This is a genomic window from Pedococcus sp. KACC 23699 (assembly GCF_045348425.1).
GTDB lineage: Bacteria > Actinomycetota > Actinomycetes > Actinomycetales > Dermatophilaceae > Pedococcus.
The window spans coordinates 2,112,593-2,128,702 of the sequence record NZ_CP157483.1 but is presented as its reverse complement, the minus strand read 5'-3'; the positions used below and the strand labels follow the sequence as shown (position 1 = coordinate 2,128,702).

The following is a 16,110-nucleotide window of genomic DNA, read 5'->3' as shown; positions in this document are numbered from 1 at the left end:
GAACTCGTGCACTCGGTCACCGACGAGCTCGTCGCTGCTGCGATGGCTGGCGAAACCGGGGCGCTGCGCTCGATCTATGAGGCGCTGGCGCCCCGGGTTTCGGGGTACCTGCGTTCGCACGGCTCGACCGATCCAGAAGGCCTCACCCAGGACGTCTTCCTGGTCCTCTTCCAGCGCCTCTCGGACCTGACCGGTGGTGCCGCCGGACTTCGCACCTTCACGTTCTCGCTGGCGCACGCCCGCGTCGTCGACGAGTTGCGGGCTCGCCAACGCCATCCCGCGACAGTGCCCTACGAACCGGACACCGACCGCCGCACCAGCGACTCGGCCGAGGTCGTCGCGGTCCGAGCTCTGGACGCCACGCAGGCCCTCGCCCTGGTCGACGCCCTCAACGAGGGGCAGCGCGACGTGGTCCTGCTCAGGGTCGTGGCAGGGCTCAGCCTCGAGGAGACCGCCACCGCGCTGGGTCGATCAGTGGGCTCGGTGAAGCAGCTCCAGCGCCGAGCCCTGCTGTCCTTGCGATCCACCGCACACGAACGAGGCGTAACCCCATGAGCGGACCGACGATGACACCTGACGACATGGACCCCACACCCCTGCCCGCGGACGGCGCCCTCGACGCGAGCGCCGATGACGTCCTCGGTGGCGCCCAGGCCTCGGGCGACGCTGCGCTCGACTCTGCCCTGGACACCCTTCGCACACTCTCGACGCTCCCGGCTCCCACGCCGACCGGGGAGCTCGCGGCTCTGCTGGCCGGCAGCACGGGTGCCTCCGGTGTTTCCGACAGTTCCGGCGCCTCAGGTGGTTCGGGAGGCGACGAGGTCGGCCGACGACGTCAGGGCCACGCGCGACACGTCGCCACGGGCACGACGGCTGTCGCCGGCATCCTGCTCCTGACTGCGACTGCGGCGGCGGCCATCGGCACCCTCCATGGGGAACGGCTCCCTGCCCGGCACACACTGCCACCGGCCGTCATGGTGCCGAGCACCCCACACCCGGCCGGCACGACGCCGACCCAGCTGCCGCCGGTCGTGCCGGCCCTCTCCACCGCGTCGTCCGGGGAGGGGCTCACCAAGAACTCCCGTGCCGGCGGCAGCGACCAGTCGCCGTCGCTCCACGGGGCCCGTGCGATGCGCTCGACGAGCGCCTCGCACGGGTCCGACGAAGGCGACGACACCGCGTCGACCGAGCCCAGGGACGGGCGCGACGACGGCCAGACTCCGGCGCACGCGACCGTGACTTCGCGCGATGACGATTCGGCGCCCTCCACCTCGGGGGACGATGGTAAGAGCACCACGGGCCCGACCACCGGGGACGACGACCACGAGGACGAGGCGACGAGCACTGGCTCGGGTGGCGGGTCCGATGACGGATCCGACGACTCCTCCCGCGGCGGCTCCGGTGGCGAAGGGGACTCGGACTCCGGGCCCCACGACTCCACCCCCCAGGCAACCCCTGCCGGCTAGCGCCTCAGCTCGGGGAACTGGTCGTCCCGGAACTCCTCGGACAGCGACCGGCCGCCGTCGAACGCACGCTGTTCGCGCTCACGCAGCTCCACCCGGCGGATCTTGCCGGAGATCGTCTTGGGCAGCTCGAAGAACTCGATCCGGCGCACGCGGAGGTAGGGCGCCAGGTGCTCACGCGCATGGGCGAGGATCGCCTTCGCCGTCTCCGCGTCGGGCTCCCACCCCGCGGCGAGCACGACATAGGCCTTGGGCACGGCGAGGCGCGTCGCGTCCGGCGCGGGCACCACTGCAGCCTCGGCCACGGCCGGGTGCTCGATGAGCACGCTCTCGAGCTCGAACGGGGAGATCTTGTAGTCGCTTGCCTTGAACACGTCGTCAGTGCGGCCGATGTAGGTGATGTAGCCGTCCGCGTCACGGGAGGCGACGTCACCGGTGTGGTACCAGCCGTCCGCCATGGCCTCGGCCTGCCGCTCGGCGTCGCCGAGGTAGCCGGTCATGAGGTTGACCGGGTGCTTTGACAGGTCGAGGACGATCTCGCCCTCGTCGCCCTGCTCCCCGGTGAGGGGGTCGACCAGGGCCACCGGCACGCCGGGCATCGGCATGCCCATGGATCCTGGCTTGAGCGGTTCCCCGGCGATGTTGCCGATCTGCAGCGTTGTCTCGGTCTGGCCGTAGCCGTCCCGGATGGTCAGACCCCAGGCCTTCTGGACCTGGCTGATGACCTCGGGGTTCAGCGGCTCCCCGGCGGCGAGCAGCTCACGCAAGGCGCCGCTGCCGCCCGCGAGGTCGGCCTGGATCAGCATGCGCCACACGGTCGGTGGTGCACAGAACGTCGTCACCTCGGCCCGGCGGATCTGCTGGAGCAGGGTCGCGGCGTCGAACCGCGAGTAGTTGAAGACGAAGATCGTCGCCTCGGCGATCCACGGCGCGAAGAAGCACGACCACGCGTGCTTGGCCCAGCCGGGCGAGCTGATGGCGAGGTGGACGTCACCAGGTCGTCCGCCGATCCAGTACATCGTCGACAGGTGCCCCACGGGGTAGGAGACCTGGGTGTGCTCGACGAGCTTGGGCCTGCTCGTCGTCCCGGACGTGAAGTAGACGAGCAACGGGTCCGTCGCGGCGGTGACGCCCTCGAAGGGATGTCCCTGCGCTGCATACGAATCCGCGTAGTCGTGCCACCCGTCACCACCACCCACACCGATGCGCAGGTAGTCGCCGGGGACCTCCTCGAACTTCGCGGTGTCGGCCAGGTTGGCCACCACGACCCGGGCGTCGCCACGGTCCACGCGGTCACGCAGGTCGGCCGGCCCCAGGGCCGCGGTGGTCGGCATGATGACGGCACCGAGCTTGGCGACGGCGAGCATCGTCTCCCACAGCTCGATCTGGTTGCCCAGCATGAGCAGGACCCGGTCACCCTTGACGACCCCGAGGTCCGAGAGCCACGCCGCCACCTGGTCGGAGCGAGACGCCATCTGGTCGTAGGTCACCCGCTGCTCGGAGCCGTCCTCCTCCACGATCCACAGCGCGAGCTGGCCGTTGCCACGCGCGACCGCGTCGAACCAGTCCACCGCCCAGTTGAACCTCTCCCCCACGTCGGGCCAGCGAAACTCCTCCAGGGCGCGCTCGTGCTGGCCGGAGAGGCCCACGAGCTGGTCACGGGCCGATCGGTATGCCGCGGTGCCCTGCTTGTCCATGGCGCCGACCTTACGACCGTCCTGACGTCGTGACCACGCGTGGCGCACGAAATCACGCAGGATCTCGACGTCACCAGCTCTGAGCAACGGCCCCGGTATGCAGATCGGGTCCATGCCCGGCCGGACGAGATGGCCACGGACCAGCGCCATTCCCGACAGTCTCCGCCACTCAAGAGTCGCCTCCTGTCCGACGAGTCCGAAACGCAGACCCCTCGACCAGATCTCCAGGGTCACCACGGCACCGACGGGCAAGGTGCGTCTCACGTGCCGCCCGTCGATGACGTCGAAACCCACGAGGAGCCCTCCCACGGCGATGGCGCTGCACACCAGCCCACCAGCGGTGTCGAGGCGTGGCTCACCGAACCGCATCATCGCGAAGAACAGGCCACCACCCACCACCAGGCAGAGCACTCGGATGGTTCTCTGCCTGGCGCGCACCGCCCTCACGCAGTCGCGCTGCAGCGCGCGGTCCATCACGACCTCACGCACACCGAGCTGGAGACCCCCTGCCATCATCGGACCAATGTAGGCATCGCAAGTCGTCCTGGACGGTTGATCATCGTGATGGTCGGCCCTGCTGCGGGTCTCAGCTTCGGCGACAGCCCCATGGCCCCGCCGTCTCCGGCGGGGTGTGGGGCGGGGTCACGCTGGCTCTTGCGCTGCGCGTCGGGCCAACAGCTGGTCGTAGCTGCCCAGGGCCAGGTCCCAGACGACCCGTTCACCGGCACCATCGGCGATCACGCCCCCAGCCAAGCGGCGGGAGTGGACCACCGTGTGGTGCCGCTCGCACAACAGGGCCGCGTTCGCCAGATCCGAGCGGCCGAAGTCCGCCCAGTGCACCAGGTGATGTGCATCCGCCCAGTGCGGCGGCATCGAGCACCCCGGATACGTGCAACCGCCGTCGCGCAGCCACAACCGCCGCGTCTGGGCCGTGGTGAAGAACCGTGCTGCCCGTCCCTGATCGAGCACCTCACCGGCGGACCCCAGGACCACCGGCAGCACCGACGCGTTGCACGCCAACCGCCGCACCGTCTCCGGCGCCAGCATCGAGCCGGTGTCAGAACCACCGACCGTGACCCCCGCACCCCGCACCCCACTGGCCAACGACTCCCAGTCCATCGTCACGACCAGCTGCGTCTTCGCGTTCGGGCCCACTCCCACACCTGCCGCCACCGCCCGTTGCACCAAGCTGACGAGGGCCTCGCCCCGGCGCTGGTCCGAGCTGCGCAGGTCACGCTCGCCCTCGACCGGCCTGGGGGCCGACAGGGGGCCGAGCGCCGCCTCCAGCACCGCCTTGCCCTCCATGTCGAGGACCAGGCGGTACTCCGCGATCCCCGTGCCGTCCTCCATCGGCTGAGACAAGGCGATGAACCGTCGAGCCGCGTCCTGTTGCAGCTGCAGTTCGCCATCGCGGCCGTACTTCGCCAACAGCGCCGGCCGCACCAGACGGCAGCCCCGCGGACCATGCGCAGTGGCCATGTCTATCAGGCCCTCGAGCACGTGCGGCTCAGCACCCGGCGCCAGCAGCGGTCGCAACCGATCCGCCTCCGCCACGACCACCGCAGCCGAACGCACCGGCAACCGCCCCGCCTCCACCGCGTCCTTGATCGCGGCGTTCACCGGCTTCGCGAACGCGACCGCGAAGGCGACCACCTGGCCGGCTCCACCCGCGCGCGTGGACGGGGCGTGGTGGCGGACCCACTGGGTCACGGTCATCGCCTGCGGCCCATCGGAAGTGTCGCCGCGCTCGATCGCCTCACCCACGATCGCAACACGAGCCGCCTCACACGAAGCGACCAGCGCGTCGACCTCACCGAGCAGCTCGCCGAGGCCACCACCGCTGGGTGCCTCCCACAGCGACTCCGCGATCCCCGTCAACGCCGCCCGGGCAGCAGCGATGCCGCGTCGTCGCTCCTCGAGCCCCGGGGTTCCATCCACACGACAACCGTATCGGCGACCACTGACAGTCCCTCGGCCCCCACGCGTCACCGATATCGTTGTGCCACAACACGTTTCGTTGCCGAACTACTCTCTACGTGTCAAGCAGGAATCGGACAGCCTGTGGACGGAGAAGTCGTGATCCAGCCCCTGTGGATCAGCCCCGACCACCGGACCGCCGGAGCGACCCGACCGGAGCTAGGCCTGACCGAGGTCAGCGAGCAGGCCGGTGAACCAGTCCTGCGTCGCGTCGAAGGCCTTGCCGCCCTTGATGCGGTCGAACTCGATCGCCCGCAGCTCGTCGCCACGCTCCTCGTCCTGGCCGATGACCCCGGACACCCCTTGCAGTGCGGCGTCGACCGCGCGGTCGGTGCACTGACGGATGAGCGCCAGGTCGGCGTCGTTGGCCGCCGCCGAGCGCGCGAAGTACCCGCTCTTCTGCACGAGCACCTTGTCGGCCCCCAGCAGGTCGGCGAACTGCTTGGCGAACCACTGGCCCGGGTTGATCTTGTCGATCTGCACGTGACCGAAAGGGTCGCGCGGCACCTCGGCACCCGACTCCTCCAGCGAGGCCACGATCTCGGACAGTCCGGCGCCCTCGGAGACGAACAGGTTGACGCCGTCGGACTCGTCCATCACGGCCCGCAACCGCCTCGCCTCCTCGGCGATGTCGAACGGTCGCTCCGGGATGAAGACGGCGTGGACGTCCCAGCGCTCGGGTGAGTTCTCCAGCCAACCGGCGAACTGCGACCCCTGCACCCAGCGGTGGTGCTCGAGCGCCGTCGCCGCCGTGAGCCAGCCGCAGTTGCGGCCCATGACCTCGTGGACGACGAGCATCCGGGGGTTGGAGGAGTGCTCGGCGATGATGTTGCGCGCGTAGATCGCCCCCTGCTCCGCCGCGGTCCACGCACCGAGCGACTGGCGGATCGGCACGACGTCGTTGTCGATCGTCTTGGGGAGACCGACGACGGTCAGCTCGTAGCCGTTGCTGTGGAGGTATGCCGCGAGGTCGGCCGCCGTGCCGTTGGTGTCGTCACCACCGATGGTGTGCAGCACGTCCACCCCGTCGCGGCTGAGCTGTTCGGCAGCGACGTGCAGCGGGTCCTGGCCCTGCTGCACCAGGCCACGCCCGACGCAGTCCGCGATGTTGGTGAGCTTCACGCGACTGTTGCCGATGGGACTGCCACCGAAGGCGTGCAGCAGGTGAGCCTTGGCGCGCACCTCGTCGGTCACCTCCACCGAGTCCCCGGTGAGCAGACCGGCATACCCGTTGCGGTAGGCGATGATCCGCACGTCGGGGGCGACCTCGGTGTAGCGCTCGATGAGCCCACCCACGGCGGAGGACAGGCACGGCGCGAGGCCCCCTGCGGTCAGCATGGCGACGGTCTTCATGCGCCCACTCTGCCGTGTGACCGCGAGCGCGGCCAGAGCGGCCTCAGCGGATGGACATCACGGCCCCCGAGCGCTCCCACCTCATCACGGCCAGGAGCGCGTCGGCCGGCAGCGAGACGCACCCAGCCGTACCACCACCGGTGTCGACGTGGAAGAAGATCGCTGAGCCCTTGCCCGGGGTGCGCGACTGGTTGTAGCCGACCACCTGGGCGTAGTTGTAGGCCTTGGTGTTGTACAGGTTCTCGGCCGAGGACCAGCGCCCGTCCACCGGCCTGCGCTGGTGGGTGTTGTAGAGCGACGAGGCGCTGTCGTCGACCCAGACGTCGTTGCCGTCCACCCGGAACCACCCGGTCACCAGACCGGGGTTGCCGCGCACCCCGAAGCCCCCGAGCAGCGGGTACGTCCCTGCCGGGGTCTTCAGGTCGCCCTCGCGCTTGGACCAGCTCACGCCGTTGCGTCCCACGTGGCCGTAGTAGGGGCCGAGGTCCAGCAGGTACCGACCGCCAGAGCGCCGGCACGCGCGCACGGTTGCCGACGACCCCGAGGAGTCCACCAGCACGACCTGGGCCGCGCTGACGCCGGCCGGGATCCTGCAGGTTGCGGCCGCTGGGGTCGGCCGCGGCTTCGTCGTCGTGGCGGTGGGTCTGGGCACCGGCTTGGGCGTCGGCTTCGTCGCCGCCTTGGAGGCCGTTGTGTGGCTGCTCGGGGTGGCTGTCGTCGTTGGTCCCGTTGCGGTGCGCGTCGGGATCGGAGACTTCCTCGGTCGGCTCGTCGTGGTCCGCGAGGGAGCAGTCGTGGTCGGCGAGGGAGCAGTCGTGGTCGGCGCGGCCGTCGTGCTCGTCGACGTGGAGGACGGTGCGGTCGTGGACGTGGCGGCCGACGGCGCGTCGCTGCCGCACCCGGCAGCCAGGAGGACCGCCAGGACCACAGGTCCGGCAAGGAGCGCGCGACCACCGCGCAGGCGCTGGCTCATCGGTCGAAGTGCTGGTAGTCGGGGTTGCTCCACAGGCCACCCCAGCGCAGGCCTTGTGAGGTGAACGCGCGGACGGCCGCGCTGCCGCTGGTGGAGAAGACGCCGGGGGCCTCGCCCCGCCGGGTGAGGAACCAGCGGTCGGGGTAGACCGTGCCGTCGTCGGCGACATACGGGTTCTCGAAGTCGTTGACGTCGATCGCCGTGCCGGTGGCGTGCTTGCTGTAGACCTTGCTCGCCTCCTGCCCCCCGACGTAACGGCAGTTGAAGGCCGAGGTGTTGTCGGCCTCCATCGCGGCGTAGTCGTCGGCGCCGGGGCCCTTGGGGTTGTGCCCCCAGCCCGAGTCCATCGGCTTCATCTGGCGGATCCGGAACCTCAGCTCGTAGAGCCGGGTGAAGGCTGCGGCGGCCTCGTCGGCGATGGCGGCGTTGACGACGAGCGAGCCTCGCGACCGCTGCCCGTCGAACCCCCAGAAGTTCACCCGGACCCAGCGCAGCTGCGAGCGCCCGACCGGGCAGCCCCTGGTCCAGGAGTAGCCGACCATCTTCGTCCAGGCCGAGTCCGGGATGGCGCTGACCGAGGCGTTGGCGCCGGACCCGACCGCGGGCTCGTTGCGGGGGAAGCGGACGGCCGGCTCGGCCCCGGCCCGGGGGACGGGCGGCAACGACGTGGCCGGCTTCGGTGCCGCCGTCGCCTTTGCGCTGGACGATGACGACGGGGTGTGCCGCGTGGCCGGCGTCCCCGTTGCCGCCACCTTCGACCGCACGACCGTCGACCGCACGACTGTCGTCGGCGCGGCCGGCGTGGCTGTTGCGGCCACCTTCGACGGCACGACCGGCGTCGTCGGCGTGGGGGCCGACGTGGTGTTCGAGGTGGCCGACGTCGCGGCGCCGACGCTCCCCGCCGTTGCCGACGGGCTGCCGCCGCACCCCGCGAGCAGGGTCACGGACAGGGCAAGGACGGGTAGGGCACACCGGTGGGGGGAGGTCATCGGGGCACCACTGTGCCCGATTCGTCCCCTGTCGACAACCAGGGTCCGCCGTGCGGGAGGGTCAGCTGTCCTTGCAGGGACGCGAGACGGTGGGCACCTCGGCCTTGGGCCGCACGGGCAGCGGCGGGACGTCAGCCAGCGGCGTGAGCCCGGTGTAGGCGTTGCCGATGACGAGGTCGAGCCGGGTGCCCTTGCGGTCGATCTTGACCAGCTGCGCACGGGGCACGTGCTGCTTGAGCAGCGCAGCGGCGAGGTCGCCGTCCTCGCCGTAGCGGATCACCGCGGTGCCGAGCTGCATGGTCTGCAGGGGGTCGTTCGAGACGTCCTTGATCTTGAAGCCACGCGCCTTGACCTCTTTGGCGACGACCTTGGCCAGACCGGTCTTGTAGGTCGTGTTGTAGACGTTGACGGCGACCTCGGAGGGGATCGGCTTGAGGCGCTCGGGCATGGGCACGAGGTCCTTGTAGCCGATGCCCACGACGACGTCGACGGAGGTGCCGTTGCGGACGTCCTCGAAGAGCTTGGCGCCGGGGATCTGGGAGGCGGTCAGCAGGGCCTGGTCCAGGCCGGCAGGACCGTAGTGGACGACCGCCGGCTGCGTGACGTACCAGGAGTCGGGCGCGTTGCTGATGCCGCCGATGGTGAACTTGCGCTTGGCCAGGCCCGCGGCAACCTTGGCCGCGGTGCCCTCGACCCCGGTGGCGTTCATGACGTTGACCGTGAACGAGCCCCGGTGTGGGGCGGGCACGACGGTCGGCTTGCAGACCGGCTTGGGCGGGGCGGGGGTCATCCACCCGCTGGAGTAGGCCGCTGTCATGCTCGCTGTCCCGAGGAGCACCCCGGGGACCGTCACGAACAGCATGATCTTGCGCAGCCGGTGGTTGCGCCACAGGTGCGTCGGCGTGCCGTCCTCGTCCATCATCCCTGCCCCCTGATTTCCCGCTCCGAAACTGTCCCCATGGTCACACCAGTCACACCCGTCACATGTCAAGCGACACGCTCGACGGGTGATTCGTCACCGAGACGTGACGATCCTGATCGGACGTCCTCGCTGGGCGACCCGCCTGCCCGGCAAGGCACGATCCCGCAGACACAAGGTCCGCAGTCAGTGCCGCACGGCCCTTGACTGGAGCCCCGGACCGTGAGCCAGGACGTGGGAGACCTGACCGTGCCGACACTCCTGCGCGACCTCGTCGGCGCGCGACGACGGCTTACCAGACCGTCCAGGAGACGAAGTCTACGCTGGTCGAGGCCGGTCCCTGACCACGTGCCGCCAGCGGTCAGACGGTGACAAGGTCCTTCGCGACGAGCTCGGCGACCTGGACCATGTTGAGGGCCCCGCCCTTGCGCAGGTTGTCCCCGCAGATGAAGAAGTCGAGGGTGTTGGGGAAGTCGAGCGCCTGGCGCAGCCGCCCGGCGAACCGGGGGTCCGAGCCCACCGTGTCGTTGGGCGTCGGGAACTCGAACGTCTCCGGGTCGTCGAGGACCACCACGGCAGGCGCCTCCACGAGCGCCTGTCGCGCCTCGTCGACGTCGATGGGCCGAGCGAACGTCGCGTGCACGGCGACCGAGTGCGTCGAGATGACCGGCACGCGGACGCAGGTCGCCGAGACCCGCAGGTCCGGCAGGCCCAGCACCTTGCGGGTCTCGTTGCGGATCTTGAGCTCCTCGGAGGTCCAGCCGTCCTCGGCCGCTGTCCCGATCCAGGGCAGCACGTTCATCGCCAGCGGCGCGGGGAACGGCGAGTCGGTCCCCAGCTCGAACTCGATCAGGCGTCGGACGTCGCCCGGCTGGTGACCCAGCTCGCGGTGGCCGGCGACCACCTCGATCTCGTCGTACAGACGCGCCATACCGGCTCGTCCCGCACCCGAGGCCGCTTGGTAGGTGGCGACGACGAGCTCGGTGAGCTCCCACCCGGCGTGGAGCACGCCGAGGGCGTCGATCATGGTCAGCGTCGTCGCGCCCGGGTTGGCGATGATCCCCTTGGGCCGGTTGCGCACCTGGTGGGGGTTGACCTCTGGCACCACGAGCGGGATGTCGGGGTCGCCACGCAGGGCCGAGCTGTTGTCGATGACGACGACCCCGCGGGCCGCGGCGATCGGCGCCCAGTGGGCTGCGACCGTCGACGGCAGGTCGACCAGGGCGATGTCGACGCCGTCGAAGAACTCCGGCGTGAGCTGCTGGACCACGATGTCGCGGCCGCAGACCGTCAGCTCCGTGCCGGCGTCCTCGAGGGCGGCGGCGGCACGGATCTCGCCCCAGATGTCGGCCCGCATCGCGAGCACCTGCTGCGTGACCCGCCCCACGGCTCCGGTGGCGCCGACCAGGGCGAGGGTCGGGCGGGGAGCCCTGGAGGCGAGGGAGGTCACCGTCCGGAGCCTCCGTAGACGACCGCTTCCCCGTCGGCGGAGTCCAGGCCGAAGGCCGTGTGCACCGCCCGGACGGCGTCGTCGAGCAGGTCGGCGCGGGTGACCACGGAGATGCGGATCTCGGAGGTGGAGATCATCTCGATGTTGACCCCGGTGTCCGCGAGGGCCTTGAAGAACGTCGCCGAGACGCCCGGGTGCGAGCGCATGCCTGCACCGACGAGTGACAGCTTGCCGATCTGGTCGTCGTACTGGATCGAGGCGAAGCCCACCGACTCCTGCACCTTCCTCAGCGCGTGGACACCGGTCTGGCCGTCGGTCTTGGGGCAGGTGAACGAGATGTCGGTCAGGCCGGTCTCGGTCGCCGAGACGTTCTGCACGATCATGTCGATGTTGATCTCGGCGTCGGCGCAGGTCTGGAAGATCTCGGCTGCCTTGCCGGGGTGGTCGGGGACGCCGACGACGGTGATCTTGGCTTCGCTCCGGTCGTGGGCGACACCGGCGATGATGGGGGCTTCCACGGTGTCTCCTGCGGTGGTGGTGGGGACGGGGGCGTCCGTGACGATGGTGCCCTCCTTCGCTGAGAAGGAGCTACGGACGTGGATCGGGATGGAGAAGCGACGGGCGTACTCGACGCTGCGCAGGTGCAGGACCTTGGAGCCGGAGGCGGCCAGCTCGAGCATCTCCTCGTTGGAGATGCGGGCGATCTTGCGGGCGGCCGGGACGATCCGCGGATCGGCCGTGAAGACGCCGTCGACGTCGGTGTAGATCTCGCACACGTCGGCCCCGAGCGCCGCGGCGAGCGCGACGGCGGTCGTGTCGGTGCCACCACGACCGAGCGTGGTGATCTCCTTGGTGTCCTGGCTGACCCCCTGGAACCCGGCGACGATGACGATGTGGCCCTTCTCGAGGGCGTCGGTGACACGGCCGGGGGTCACGTCGATGATCCGGGCCTTGCCGTGGGTCGAGTCGGTGATGACGCCGGCCTGGCTGCCGGTGAACGACCGCACGGTGTAGCCGAGGTCGGCGATGGCCATCGCGACGAGCGCCATCGAGATGCGCTCACCCGCCGTCAGCAGCATGTCCATCTCGCGCGGCGGCGGCTGCGGGCTCACCTCGTTGGCGAGGTCCAGCAGCTCGTCGGTGCTGTCACCCATCGCGGAGACCGCGACGCACACGTCGTTGCCGGCCTTCTTGGCCTCGGCGATCCTGCGGGCGACCCGCTTGATGCTGGCGGCATCAGCCAGCGATGAGCCGCCATATTTCTGGACGACGATCGGCACGGTGGGAGCTCCTGGTGACCAGACGACGGTGCATCGCGGGCGTGGGTGGCCACGCACGCAGGGCGTCCACTCTATCGACCGTCCTCATGGTGGGACCCGGCAACCGCATGCCGGACGAGAACGACCACGGGCGCGTCCCCGCCAAACTCCAGTCACCGGCACCGGTGGCGGGATACCGTCAGCCATGACCATCGAGGTTCAGGGGGTCCGCCGCGCGTTCGGCGACGTCCTCGCGGTCGACAGCATCAGCCTCACCGCCGCACCGGGCGAGGTCACGGCGCTGATCGGTCCCAACGGCTCAGGCAAGACCACGTTGCTGCTCATGCTCGCGACGCTGCTGGTCCCCGACCAGGGAGCGATCCGGGTCGACGGGCTCGACCCGGTGACCCAGCCGACGCAGGTGCGCGCCCGGATCGGCTGGATGCCGGACGGGTTCGGCACCTGGGACGCACTCACGGTGAGGGAGGTCCTGCACACCGTCGCGGCTGCATACCGGATCCCGCCCGAGAAGGCCCGGGCCCGCACCGACGAGCTCCTCGCGACCGTCCACCTCGAGGACCTCGGCGACCGGCGCGCCCGCGTCCTGTCCCGTGGGCAGAAGCAGCGCCTCGGCCTGGCGCGCGCCCTCATCAACGACCCCAGCGTCCTGCTGCTCGACGAGCCGGCCTCGGGCCTGGACCCGCGCAGCCGGATCGAGCTGCGGGACGCGCTGCGCGCGCTCGCGGCCCAGGGCAAGACGGTGCTGGTCTCCAGCCACATCCTCACCGAGCTGCAGGAGGTGGCCGACCGCGCGGTCATCGTCGCCCGAGGTCGCAGCCTGGAGAGCCAGCGGCTCGACGCCGACTTCGTCTCCACGGGCCCCGCGTCGTGGCGCATCGACTCGCTCGACCTCGAACGCCTCACCGCCTGGCTGGCCGAGCACCACGTGCCGGCGCGCCGGGTGGGCGGTGGGCTCACCGAGGTGGAGGTGTCGGGCGAGGAGAACGCCGCCCGGCTCCTCGCGGACGTCGTAGGCGACGGCATCCGGGTCACCGCCTTCGCCCCCAGCCAGGGCGCCCTCGAATCGGCCTACCTCGCAGCGACGGAGGACCGGCGATGAGCTGGCACGGGATCAGGACGGTCGCCACCCTCGAGCTGCGGCAGCGGGTGCGGACCTCGAAGTGGCCGATCGTGCTGGCGGTGTGGGTCGGTCTCATCGGCCTCGTGGCGTTCCTGTCGTACTGGGCCACCAATGACGAGCAGCTCCGGTCGGGCGAGGCGATGTACGACATCGTCATCTTCTTCGTCCTCGGCCTGGCCATGCTCATCGTCCCCTCCCTCACCGCCACCTCGGTCAACGGCGATCGCGAGCACGGTGTGCTGGCCACCCTGCAGACGACCCTGCTCACGCACTGGGACATCGTGCTCGGCAAGCTCGCCGCGGCCTGGGCGATCTCGCTGGCGTTCCTCGTCAGCGCGATGCCGTTCATGGCCTGGGCCTGGTTCGAGGGCGGGGTCTCCGGCGGCCGGATCGTGCTGTCGCTGCTCGTCCTGGTGCTGGTGCTGGCCGTGGTCTGCACCCTCGGCCTGATGTTCTCGACGCTCACGGCCCGGCCGATCGCCTCGGCCGTGCTCACCTACCTCACGATGGGCGCCCTCGTCTTCGGCACCCTCATCGGCTTCGGGCTGTCGGCCTTCCTCGTGACCCAGACGGACCAGCAACAGGTGTTCGGCATCCCGGACAACTGGTACGACACCCACCAGCCACCCGCGATCGACCCGGCGGACCCCACCCTGACCCAGGAGCAGATCGACCAGCTCAACAAGTCCGGCCAGCCCACGCGGGCGGACTGCACGACGTTCACGAGGAAGACCGAGGTGGCCCACACCGAGCGGATCTGGTGGATGCTCCCGCTCAACCCGTTCGTCGTCGTCGCGGACGCGGCTCCGTCGGAGCCCCGCAAGAGCAACCAGGCGTTCGCCTCGGGCTTCACCCCCATGCGCTGGATCAGCGGAGGGGCCCGTATGGCGCGCAACGGCCCCGACCTCGTCGTGGACGAGTGCGCCATGCAGACGAGCATGGACGGGACGGGATACGTCGACCCTGCGGAGGCAGCCCTGCGGTCGGGCCCGGTGTGGCCCTACGGACTGGCGTTCCTGCTGGTCCTCGGCGCAGGTGCGGCCGTGGTCGCCGGACGCCGCCTGCAGACACCGATCCGACGGCTGCCGAACGGCACCCGCATCGCCTGAGGCCGTCGGGTCCCGCCGTCGTCAGGGGTCCAGCGCGTCGAACTCGGCTTCGGAGACCAGATCCGAAGCCTGCCCGATCACGGGTGCAGCGCGTCGAACTCGGCTTCGGAGATGACTTCCTCGTCGGCGTCGAGGCGGATGTGGCCGAGCAGCGACTGCAGAACGCGCAGGGCCGCGGCAGCCCGCTCACCCCAGTCGGACAGGTAGCTGAACTGCCACCACCACAACGCCTCGGACATCCGGCCCGCGTCGTGGTGGCGCAACCCGTGCGAGAGGGCGCCGGCCACGACGGCGACGTCGTTGGACAGCGACCCGGTCGTCAGCTCGGTGGAGGTGACGGGGTCGACGAGGTCGGCGTACTCGTCGAGACCTTCGAAGAGGTTGGCGAACCCGGTGCGCAGCGGGTCGAGCTCGGGGTCGGTCGTGTCGGCCTCGAAGCGCTCAGCCGGGACGATGTCCTGGATCGCCGCGAGCCGCGTACCCATGACCAGGGCCTGGGAGAGGGCGAGCAGCGTCATCGGGATCGCCGCGTCGGGGACGGCGCCCGAGGCGACCTCCGTCACCGTCGCAAGGTAGTGCCGTGCTTCGCTGGCCGACTCGTCGGCCAGCATCTTCAGGTCGTCAGACATCGAGCAACCGCCTTCCTTCGAACGCCCGACCGAGGGTGACCTCATCGGCATACTCCAGGTCGCCGCCCACGGGCAGACCCGAGGCGAGGCGGGTGACCTTCAGGCCCATCGGCCGCAGGAACCGCGCGAGGTAGCTCGCGGTCGCCTCGCCCTCGAGGTTGGGGTCGGTGGCGATGATGACCTCGGTGACCTCACCGGAGGCGAGCCGCGTCATGAGCTCCTTGATCCGCAGGTCGTCGGGACCGACGCCCTCGATCGGGCTGATCGCCCCACCCAGAACGTGGTAGCGGCCACGGAACTCGCGGGTGCGCTCGACGGCCACGACGTCCTTGGGCTCCTCGACGACGCAGATCGCCGTACCGTCGCGACGGGGGTCGGCGCAGATCCTGCACTGCTCGCCCTCGGCGACGTTGCCGCAGGTCGCACAGAACCGGACCTTGGCCTTGACCTCGTTGATCGAGTCGACCAGACGGGACACGTCGACGGCGTCGGACTGCAACAAGTGGAAGGCGATCCGCTGAGCACTCTTGGGGCCCACACCGGGCAACCGGCCGAGCTCGTCGATCAGGTCCTGGACCACGCCTTCGTACACACCCGTGAGCCTATGCCCTGCCGGGTTCAGTCACGGGCCCGGACCCGCTCGCGCAGCCCGGCGGCCAGCCCCATCACCGTGAGCTGGTCGACCAACCCGCCCAACCGCGCCGCCAGGAACCGGTGTTTGACCGGAGCCATCCGTAGCCGCAGGTGCAGGCGGGTGCCATGCCCCTCGGGCGTCAGCCGCAGGCACCACGTGAGGTGGGTGCGTCCCCGGGTCGAGGTGTGGAGCAGGTGGTGGGCCGGGTCGAGGGAGGCGACGGTGAACGTCGCGTCGCGCCCGCCCCAGTCGGGGATGACGTCGCCCACCGCGAGGTCGAGGTACGGCGCGTCCAGGCGCCGCAGCCCACGCCGGGACCGCGGGACGATGCCCTCGACCACGGCCGGGAGGTACCACCCCGCACGCCGCTTGCCCAGCTGCACGAGCCACGGCCAGACCACCTCGGGCGGTGCGGGGAGGCTGAAGGCACGGTCCATCACGACGTCGGCCGGGGCGACCAGCTCGTCGCCGGGGAGGGCTGCGCCTCGTTCGGCGGCGGTGGGCCGGGTCAGCACGG

At 70.5% G+C, this 16,110-nt stretch carries 15 protein-coding genes; 4 read left to right on the top strand and 11 right to left on the bottom strand.

Going from position 1 to position 16,110, the window contains the following annotated elements; translation table 11 throughout:
* Positions 1 to 6: 6 nt before the first annotated feature.
* Together ABEG17_RS09995 and ABEG17_RS09990 are read left to right on the top strand one after the other, a co-directional pair.
* Entirely contained in the window at positions 7 to 555 is a 549-nt protein-coding gene (locus tag ABEG17_RS09995; RefSeq protein ID WP_406829322.1) for an RNA polymerase sigma factor, read from the top strand.
* On the top strand, positions 552 to 1,466 hold the full coding sequence (locus ABEG17_RS09990; RefSeq protein ID WP_406829321.1) for a hypothetical protein: 915 nt from the start codon (positions 552 to 554) through the stop codon (positions 1,464 to 1,466). The genes ABEG17_RS09995 and ABEG17_RS09990 overlap by 4 nt, the downstream gene beginning before the upstream one ends.
* On the opposite strand, the gene ABEG17_RS09985 is transcribed toward ABEG17_RS09990, so the two are convergent.
* From ABEG17_RS09985 to ABEG17_RS09950, 8 genes are all read right to left on the bottom strand, one after another.
* Positions 1,463 to 3,160, bottom strand: coding sequence for an AMP-binding protein (locus tag ABEG17_RS09985; RefSeq protein WP_406833172.1), 1,698 nt, complete (start codon positions 3,158 to 3,160; stop codon positions 1,463 to 1,465). The two genes, ABEG17_RS09990 and ABEG17_RS09985, sit on opposite strands and share 4 nt — an antisense overlap.
* A gap of 642 nt (positions 3,161 to 3,802) precedes the next feature.
* Positions 3,803 to 5,098 carry a DUF222 domain-containing protein gene (locus ABEG17_RS09980; protein ID WP_406829320.1) on the bottom strand — a complete coding sequence of 432 codons (1,296 nt, stop codon included), beginning with the start codon at positions 5,096 to 5,098 and terminating at the stop codon, positions 3,803 to 3,805.
* Positions 5,099 to 5,296: 198 nt separating this feature from the next.
* Positions 5,297 to 6,490: a pyrophosphate--fructose-6-phosphate 1-phosphotransferase gene (locus tag ABEG17_RS09975; protein WP_406829318.1), complete on the bottom strand. Its 1,194-nt coding sequence runs from the start codon at positions 6,488 to 6,490 to the stop codon at positions 5,297 to 5,299.
* A gap of 43 nt (positions 6,491 to 6,533) precedes the next feature.
* Positions 6,534 to 7,463 carry a L,D-transpeptidase gene (locus ABEG17_RS09970; protein WP_406829317.1) on the bottom strand — a complete coding sequence of 310 codons (930 nt, stop codon included), beginning with the start codon at positions 7,461 to 7,463 and terminating at the stop codon, positions 6,534 to 6,536.
* Positions 7,460 to 8,452, bottom strand: a complete 993-nt coding sequence (locus ABEG17_RS09965; protein WP_406829316.1) for a M15 family metallopeptidase — start codon at positions 8,450 to 8,452, stop codon at positions 7,460 to 7,462. The genes ABEG17_RS09970 and ABEG17_RS09965 overlap by 4 nt, the downstream gene beginning before the upstream one ends.
* Positions 8,453 to 8,513: 61 nt before the next feature.
* Positions 8,514 to 9,374, bottom strand: a complete 861-nt coding sequence (locus ABEG17_RS09960; RefSeq protein ID WP_406829315.1) for a LytR C-terminal domain-containing protein — start codon at positions 9,372 to 9,374, stop codon at positions 8,514 to 8,516.
* Between the two features lie 358 nt (positions 9,375 to 9,732).
* The gene (locus ABEG17_RS09955) at positions 9,733 to 10,821 is read right to left on the bottom strand and encodes an aspartate-semialdehyde dehydrogenase (protein ID WP_406829314.1); all 1,089 of its coding nucleotides are present in this window, start codon (positions 10,819 to 10,821) and stop codon (positions 9,733 to 9,735) included.
* Positions 10,818 to 12,101: an aspartate kinase gene (locus ABEG17_RS09950; protein WP_406829313.1), complete on the bottom strand. Its 1,284-nt coding sequence runs from the start codon at positions 12,099 to 12,101 to the stop codon at positions 10,818 to 10,820. Before ABEG17_RS09950 ends, ABEG17_RS09955 begins: the two co-directional genes overlap by 4 nt.
* A gap of 184 nt (positions 12,102 to 12,285) precedes the next feature.
* On the opposite strand from ABEG17_RS09950, the gene ABEG17_RS09945 reads away from it, so the two are divergent.
* Both ABEG17_RS09945 and ABEG17_RS09940 read left to right on the top strand, forming a co-directional pair.
* Positions 12,286 to 13,200, top strand: a complete 915-nt coding sequence (locus tag ABEG17_RS09945; protein ID WP_406829312.1) for an ABC transporter ATP-binding protein — start codon at positions 12,286 to 12,288, stop codon at positions 13,198 to 13,200.
* Positions 13,197 to 14,330, top strand: a complete 1,134-nt coding sequence (locus ABEG17_RS09940) for an ABC transporter permease (RefSeq protein WP_406829311.1) — start codon at positions 13,197 to 13,199, stop codon at positions 14,328 to 14,330. Before ABEG17_RS09945 ends, ABEG17_RS09940 begins: the two co-directional genes overlap by 4 nt.
* Before the next feature lie 77 nt (positions 14,331 to 14,407).
* Here ABEG17_RS09940 and ABEG17_RS09935 read toward each other — a convergent pair whose 3' ends face one another.
* Genes ABEG17_RS09935 through ABEG17_RS09925 form a run of 3 tightly spaced genes read right to left on the bottom strand, consistent with a single transcriptional unit; the run spans position 14,408 to position 16,108 of the window.
* Complete coding sequence (locus ABEG17_RS09935) at positions 14,408 to 14,959, bottom strand: DUF5063 domain-containing protein (protein WP_406829310.1); 552 nt, start codon at positions 14,957 to 14,959, stop codon at positions 14,408 to 14,410.
* Positions 14,952 to 15,551, bottom strand: coding sequence for a recombination mediator RecR (gene recR, locus ABEG17_RS09930; protein ID WP_406829309.1), 600 nt, complete (start codon positions 15,549 to 15,551; stop codon positions 14,952 to 14,954). Before recR ends, ABEG17_RS09935 begins: the two co-directional genes overlap by 8 nt.
* Positions 15,552 to 15,577: 26 nt before the next feature.
* Positions 15,578 to 16,108 carry an SRPBCC family protein gene (locus ABEG17_RS09925; protein WP_406829308.1) on the bottom strand — a complete coding sequence of 177 codons (531 nt, stop codon included), beginning with the start codon at positions 16,106 to 16,108 and terminating at the stop codon, positions 15,578 to 15,580.
* Positions 16,109 to 16,110 lie beyond the last annotated feature (2 nt).

Coding starts and splice junctions, on each gene's coding strand:
- ABEG17_RS09935 (WP_406829310.1), bottom strand. CDS start 14,959: ATGTCTGACGACCTGAAGATGCTGGCCGACGAGTCGGCCAGCGAAGCA.
- ABEG17_RS09975 (WP_406829318.1), bottom strand. CDS start 6,490: ATGAAGACCGTCGCCATGCTGACCGCAGGGGGCCTCGCGCCGTGCCTG.
- ABEG17_RS09970 (WP_406829317.1), bottom strand. CDS start 7,463: ATGAGCCAGCGCCTGCGCGGTGGTCGCGCGCTCCTTGCCGGACCTGTG.
- ABEG17_RS09990 (WP_406829321.1), top strand. CDS start 552: ATGAGCGGACCGACGATGACACCTGACGACATGGACCCCACACCCCTG.
- ABEG17_RS09945 (WP_406829312.1), top strand. CDS start 12,286: ATGACCATCGAGGTTCAGGGGGTCCGCCGCGCGTTCGGCGACGTCCTC.
- ABEG17_RS09985 (WP_406833172.1), bottom strand. CDS start 3,160: ATGGACAAGCAGGGCACCGCGGCATACCGATCGGCCCGTGACCAGCTC.
- ABEG17_RS09960 (WP_406829315.1), bottom strand. CDS start 9,374: ATGATGGACGAGGACGGCACGCCGACGCACCTGTGGCGCAACCACCGG.
- ABEG17_RS09965 (WP_406829316.1), bottom strand. CDS start 8,452: ATGACCTCCCCCCACCGGTGTGCCCTACCCGTCCTTGCCCTGTCCGTG.
- ABEG17_RS09940 (WP_406829311.1), top strand. CDS start 13,197: ATGAGCTGGCACGGGATCAGGACGGTCGCCACCCTCGAGCTGCGGCAG.